Annotated in this window: 6 protein-coding genes; 1 reads left to right on the plus strand and 5 read right to left on the minus strand. The window is 39.1% G+C overall.

The window, feature by feature from the left end; translation table 11 throughout:
* Window positions 1–66 precede the first annotated feature (66 nt).
* Complete coding sequence (locus G602_RS27615; protein WP_049945351.1) at window positions 67–1398, minus strand: HD-GYP domain-containing protein; 1332 nt, start codon at window positions 1396–1398, stop codon at window positions 67–69.
* A 393-nt stretch (window positions 1399–1791) separates the two neighbouring features.
* On the opposite strand from G602_RS27615, the gene G602_RS27620 reads away from it, so the two are divergent.
* Entirely contained in the window at window positions 1792–2913 is a 1122-nt protein-coding gene (locus tag G602_RS27620; protein WP_155829993.1) for a PD-(D/E)XK nuclease family transposase, read from the plus strand.
* Between the two features lie 95 nt (window positions 2914–3008).
* Here the strand turns inward: G602_RS27620 and G602_RS0119675 are convergent, their stop codons facing one another.
* The 4 genes from G602_RS0119675 to G602_RS0119690 all read right to left on the minus strand — a co-directional run bounded on the left by G602_RS0119675 (window position 3009) and on the right by G602_RS0119690 (window position 6248).
* On the minus strand, window positions 3009–3689 hold the full coding sequence (locus G602_RS0119675; RefSeq protein ID WP_026660524.1) for a hypothetical protein: 681 nt from the start codon (window positions 3687–3689) through the stop codon (window positions 3009–3011).
* 204 nt (window positions 3690–3893) lie between these two features.
* Window positions 3894–4976: a tRNA 2-thiouridine(34) synthase MnmA gene (gene mnmA / locus G602_RS0119680; RefSeq protein ID WP_026660525.1), complete on the minus strand. Its 1083-nt coding sequence runs from the start codon at window positions 4974–4976 to the stop codon at window positions 3894–3896.
* Between the two features lie 10 nt (window positions 4977–4986).
* Window positions 4987–5304: a metal-sensing transcriptional repressor gene (locus G602_RS0119685; RefSeq protein WP_026660526.1), complete on the minus strand. Its 318-nt coding sequence runs from the start codon at window positions 5302–5304 to the stop codon at window positions 4987–4989.
* Window positions 5305–5492: 188 nt separating this feature from the next.
* Window positions 5493–6248: an energy-coupling factor ABC transporter ATP-binding protein gene (locus G602_RS0119690; RefSeq protein ID WP_242835675.1), complete on the minus strand. Its 756-nt coding sequence runs from the start codon at window positions 6246–6248 to the stop codon at window positions 5493–5495.
* Between the last annotated feature and the right edge of the window lie 117 nt (window positions 6249–6365).

The raw sequence follows: 6365 nt of genomic DNA on the forward strand, positions 1-6365 counted from the left end.
TTCTTCTGAGAAACAAGGATCTATAGTTTTCGATGTTTCTATCAGAGAAAATGGTACCTATCAGATTTAGTCCTCATCCACATATGAATCAGTATATTTATTTCGTATTGCTTCTATTTCGTCATAATGTGCCACAAATACGTCAACAATCTCCGGTGCAAACTGCCCGCCTCTCTGATTAACTATTTCTGCTTTTGCCTCCTCAGGCGACCAGGGTTCTTTATAGGATCGTGCACTTGTAAGCGCATCGTAGACATCTGCAACAGATACTATCCTCGCATAGAGAGATATTTCTTCACCCTTTAGGCCTCTTGGATAACCGGTTCCATCCCATCTCTCATGATGCTCATAAGCTATTGTTTTTGCCATCGACATGATTTCACCCCTGCTGTGTGAAAGAAGATAATCTCCATAGCCTGAATGCATCTTAATAGTCTCATATTCTTCGGGTGTAAGCTTTCCGGGCTTTTCAATTATCTCATTGGGGATCATGAGTTTTCCTATATCATGCATCATGGCTGCGACCTTGATATATGAGACTTCGAGCTCATTTAGGCCAGCTCCTCTTGCCAAAATGGCTGTATATTCAGATACTCTTCTGACGTGTTGTCCGGTTTCGCCGGATTTAGCCTCTGAAATAGTTGCAAAATCCCTGATGATATCAGTCTGGTTATCCTGGAATTTACGCATGTATTCAATTTTATCTTCCTGCTCCTGTGACAAGGTTATATTCAGCTTTGAAAAACCAGCAGCAGCTAATACGGACATTATCACAAGGGCATCTATCCATATGATGGGGATTGATATCCCGCCCGCTCCAATGTCCGGTACAAACAGGTATGCGATATAACATGCGTCCATGGTTATGAAAAGCGAAAGATTATAGTAAAATACCGGCTTCCAGCTGACCGAGTCCTTATGCCCGAAAATATAATCCATTTCTTTATGATGAATAAGCCCCAGTACAATCTGCTCAGCTATATAAACAATCATGTATGACAACGGTGAAAACGAAATAATCTGTGCAAATCTGTCCTGCAATATAAATTCCATGTAAACTGTTCCTACAATGAGAGGTTCTTCATGAACAAGTTTAGCGCACAGAAAGCTTGGAATTACGTAAATAAAAAGGTCAATAACTATCCTGACCAATCCATATACTGCATTAAACGTAATCTGATCTGATATTATTGGTCTCAGTAGTATATTTCTAATCGGAACAACCAAAAGAATCTCCGAGGCAATGGATATAACCGTGCAGGATAAAAAGAAAAATGCCGCAAAGCACAGTATCCTGCTTATACCCTCGCGTTTTTTTAATGAAAATCGTGTGCATACGCAGGCAAAGAACAATGCGACTATCAGTCTTGGCCAATAATAAGAGATTATCTCCAGCACGTCCTACCTCCGGGGACTATAATAAAAGGGTTTTTTAGTACAAAAGGCATAGAGCCCCTTACCCCATGCCTTTTTCATATATCCATTCTCTCATACAAATCTTAAAACCACGTAAAGAAAGCATTATTTTAATGAAAAAATAATGCTGAAATTTATGATTTCTCTGTGACTCGTAATTCTTAAGTTTTTCTTAAGGTTGCACCCGAATCATATATTATATCTTGTTTGCATTTAGTTTTCATGTTATTATTCGCTCTGTTGGGTTTAAAAAAATATCGCATCTATTCGATGCTCCGATTGAATTCATCTCTCGGAATAATCCATTATTTTTGTGCAGCACATATAATCAACGGCCAACATGGATAAAATAAATAAAAGAAAGAGGTACATTATTTGAATATAGAACATACAAAACTCTCTCAGTTCTTCCCATCCATTAGGGCAAGAGAATTGATACTTTCAGAAATTGATAGCAATCCTGTCCTTTTAAATATTTTTAATAGCTGGGAGGAAGACCAAAGGGAAGAATTCCTTTCCATCTGTACGGGAAACAAAGGCGCAAAAATGCTTTACGACAGCTTCTTCAAAGAAATACTGAACGCCGAATACTATCCTGAACGCTTATCAAGTCTTCTTTCTCAAATAATAGGCAAAAAAGTGACTGTCAAAACGGTTCTGCCTAATGACAATACCAGACTTGGAGATGAGTCATCACTGGTAATAACTGACATAGTTGTAGAACTTGAAGATGGCACTATTGCAAATGTTGAAGTACAAAAGCTAGGCTATGCCTTCACCGGTGAGCGTTCATCCTGCTACTCTGCTGACCTTCTACTTCGTCAATACAAACGCGTCAAAGGTTTAAAGAAGAAAAAATTCACCTACAAAGACGTCGCGCCTGTATATACTATTGTTTTTCTTGAAAGCAGCCCATCGGATTTCAAGCATTTCTCAGACAACTATATACATAAATTCAAAGTCACTTCAGATACAGGTCTGCAGCTGAATATGCTACAAAATTTCATTTTTATACCGGTTGATATTTTTATTAAAAAACTCCATAATGAAGGTATACAGAGCGAACTTGAAGCGTGGCTTACATTTCTTGGATGTGATGAGCCGGATTATATTGCTAATCTTATCCAGGAATATCCACAGTTCAAGCCCTTGTATGAAGACCTTTATGATTTATGCCTCAATACGGAAAGGGTGATGGATATGTTCTCAAAGGAGCTGCAGATATTAGATCGCAATACCGTTAAATATATGATTGATGAACTTCAAGAGGAGCTTGATACAACAATATCAGAACTTGATGCTGCTAAATCTCAGCTTGATACCACTAAGTCTGAGCTTGATACCACTAAGTCTGAGCTTGATACCACTAAGTCTGAGCTTGATAACACTAAGTCTGAGCTTGATATAGCTAATGAAACTATTTCCGATAAAGATGCCCAAATCGCTGTGCTCCAATCCCAACTTGAAGAATACGCGAAAAAAGCTCGCAAGAATTAGTTAAAAATACACATCAAAAAATGACCTCAACTCTGATATGATATGTTGAGGTCATTTTTATCTTCCTTCATTGTATAACCTAAGCTTCTTTTCTATTACTCTATTGCTTCTATATCACCAACTATCCGGTCGACAGTTTCCTGTGACAGGCAAGTAATTGCAATGCACATAGCGTATCCATCCTTTATCATTAGAATACTTCGCTGATACATATTGTAGCCCATAAGTTCACCAGTGTACCAAACTTCATAATGCTTTTCGCCTGCAAACTCTACTTCTCTCACTTCATGTTCAGCAGTAGTTAATCCCAAATCATCATATGTCGATCTTGTTTGTTCTTTAATTATATCTGCCAATTCCTTTTCAGATAGTTTGTATCCATTTAGATTAGTGATGGTTATATTTACATTATCACTACTGCCCTTATCATGAGCTTCAGCTACCATGAGCCCATTAATATCGCTCTCACTTTGCACAGTAAATTTACCATCAGTTAAGTAAGCTTCCGGATTACCTGTTTCTTCAGCAAGTGTCTTGTCATCAGCAAACTGAAATGATTCAGGCAATATCACTCTAAGTCCCATAAAGTAATTTTCGTATACATTTCCCGAACTGCTACCCAGGATAGCAGCAAGACTGGTAGTATCTGCTATTGGCTCATCAGTCTGTTCTAAAGACAAATCTCCAGACACCGCACGAACCTGCATAGCAGATAATGAAATTGTCACCATCATCATACTTACAATTATTGATGCTACTCTCTTTATTTTCCTCATAGCTATACCTCACTTTCCCCAGATATAAGTAAGTGACATGTTTCATGATAAAGATTACTTAATAGTTCAAATCATTATATATAGTTTCTTTTACATTATAATTTATATCTATGATTATTTTCAAAGAATCTGCTATGAAAAGAGTATTAAATTTCTATGCAGAAAAGGCTCCCGCGGGAGCCTTTTCGAGTCTAAAACCTATATTTAATTCTGTTTTTGTATTATCCCACCGCCAAGGACAATATCACCATCATATAATACTGCTGACTGGCCTGCGGTAATCGCACGCTGAGGCTCATCAAAGAGTATGCGTGCTATACCCCCTTCTTCGGAAGGAAGCGTAACCGTTGCAGGTTGTTCTTTGTGCTTATACCTGATTTTGGCGCTACATCTGATGTCGCCCTCCGGCATTTCCCCGGTAATCCAATGAAAATCTCTTACTATAACTTCTCGTTCAAAAAGCTCCTCATTATCCGAAAGAACTACTCTGTTGTTCTTTATATCAAGCTTTGTGACGTAGAGTCGTCTGTCCGCAGGAACTCCAAGGCCACGTCGCTGTCCGATAGTATAATTAATTATTCCGTAGTGATGTCCCAGAATGTTACCATCCTTATCAACAATGTCACCACCGGGATACTCTCTTCCCCGATATCGTTTTATCATAGAAGCATAGTCACCATCCGGAACAAAACAGATGTCCTGTGAATCGCTTTTATGTGATGTAACAAACTCTTTGTCTTCCGCTATCTGTCTGGCCTCTGTCTTTGTGAATTCTCCAAGTGGGAACATGGTATGCGAGAGCTGTTCCTCTGTAAGATCATAGAGAACGTAGCTTTGATCCTTGTTAAGGTCTGCTGCTTTTTTCAGATAAAAATGACCGTCCCTCTCTTCAATTCTGGCATAATGACCTGTCACGATATATTCGCAGTTAAGTTCCTTTGCCTTTTTATAAAGGATGTCGAACTTCAGATACTTGTTGCATCTTATACAAGGGTTCGGTGTCTCTCCCTTTTCATAGCTACATACAAATGGCTCGATTACGTTATCAATGAACTCTTTTTCATAATGAAAAATATGATAGGGTATTCCTATCTTCTCTGTAACTGCACGGGCATCATCCGTATCCTTCTTACTGCAGCAGGTTCCGAAAAGATCCTCACCTATCATATCATTTTCATATAATCGCATTGTGCAGCCTATGCATGAAAAACCCTTTTCCTTCATAAGCTCTGCAGCAACGCTACTGTCAACGCCACCACTCATGGCGATAAGTGCTGTCTTAGTCATATAAAACCTCTTATATAAATTTTTGTACGGCCTTTTGGAATTCCTCCACTGCAGTCATGTCTCCATCCTCGAGTGCATGAACTATGCAGTGGGACATGTGCTCGTTTATAATTTCTTTCCCAAGGCTTTTAAGAGCAGAATTAACCGCCGATAACTGCATCAATACATCTGCGCAGTCTTCATCGTCTTCTATCATAGTCTTTACGTGATTAAGGTGTCCTATAGCTTTGCTTAATCTGTTTATCTGTTTTTTCTTTTCCTCAGGGGAGTGATAATGAGCATGGCTGTGGATAACGCCATCCTCGTGAGTGTGTTCGTGCTTGTTCATATAACCTCATCCGTCAGCTTCGCTGACACCTTCCCCTTAAAAAGGGGAAGGCTTTATTATTCTATCTTCTCCTGCCAATAGGCTTTTTTATTCTATCTTCTCCTGCCAATAGGCTTTATTATTCTATCTTCTCCTGCCAATAGGCTTTTTTATTCTATCTTCTCCTGCCAATAGGCTTTTTTATTTCATTACCGCTGATACCTAAGCGGAAGCTCAAGCCCATGGGCTTCAAGGAGCTCCTTGTTTTTTAGTATAACATCTGCAGTATCGTCTGCTGCAATTCTTCCATCATGAAGTAATATTACTCTGTCGCAGGTGTCCATGATGAAATCCAGATCATGGGACGCCACTATTTTCAGACAGGTTAGTTCACCCAGAATCCCAATGAGATTACGCCTGTTTCTGGGATCAAGCGCTATTGAAGGCTCATCCATTAGTATTATATCAGGCTCCATTGATAAAATGGTAGCGATTGCAGAAAGCTTTTTCTCACCACCTGAAAGCTTATAATTTTGCTTTTTTCTAAGATTTTCTATATGGACTCTTTTAAGAGCTGTGGTAACACGTTTCTCAACTTCTTCCTGCGATAGGCCATAGTTCCTTGGTCCAAATGCTACGTCCTCTTCTACAGTTGCCATAAACAGCTGACTGTCAGAGTCCTGAAAAACATATCCTATATGCTCTCTTATATGATTAAGGTTAGCTTTATTTACAGCATGTCCCGCAATCTCAAGCTTTCCATCGTAATCAAGGTAAAGTCCCACAAGAAGCTTTAGCAATGTGGATTTTCCTATTCCGTTTGCACCTATGAGTCCGATTTTCTCACCATCACCGGCATGCAGATTTATATCATACAACACCTGCTGGTTCCTTTCATAGGAAAAATTGAGATGTTCAATTGTAATTAGTTCTCCGTGAACTCCGGTGTGCATTGTCCCCCTCATCCGGCGCTTCGCGCCACCTTCCCCCCTGGGGGAAGGCTTAAAAATTATCTGTTCTTTTGCAAAAATGTTTAATAATCTCTATTCTTCTGAAAAATGTTTAATAATCTCTATTCTTCT

Origin of the sequence: Butyrivibrio sp. AC2005, from assembly GCF_000424145.1 — a bacterium.
In the GTDB taxonomy this organism is placed as follows: Bacteria; Bacillota; Clostridia; order Lachnospirales; family Lachnospiraceae; genus Butyrivibrio.

Bases quoted from the DNA above. Each gene is read 5' to 3' on its own strand.
- G602_RS0119675 (WP_026660524.1), bottom strand. From the start codon at position 3,689: ATGAGGAAAATAAAGAGAGTAGCATCAATAATTGTAAGTATGATGATG.
- mnmA (WP_026660525.1), bottom strand. From the start codon at position 4,976: ATGACTAAGACAGCACTTATCGCCATGAGTGGTGGCGTTGACAGTAGC.
- G602_RS0119685 (WP_026660526.1), bottom strand. From the start codon at position 5,304: ATGAACAAGCACGAACACACTCACGAGGATGGCGTTATCCACAGCCAT.
- G602_RS0119690 (WP_242835675.1), bottom strand. From the start codon at position 6,248: ATGAGGGGGACAATGCACACCGGAGTTCACGGAGAACTAATTACAATT.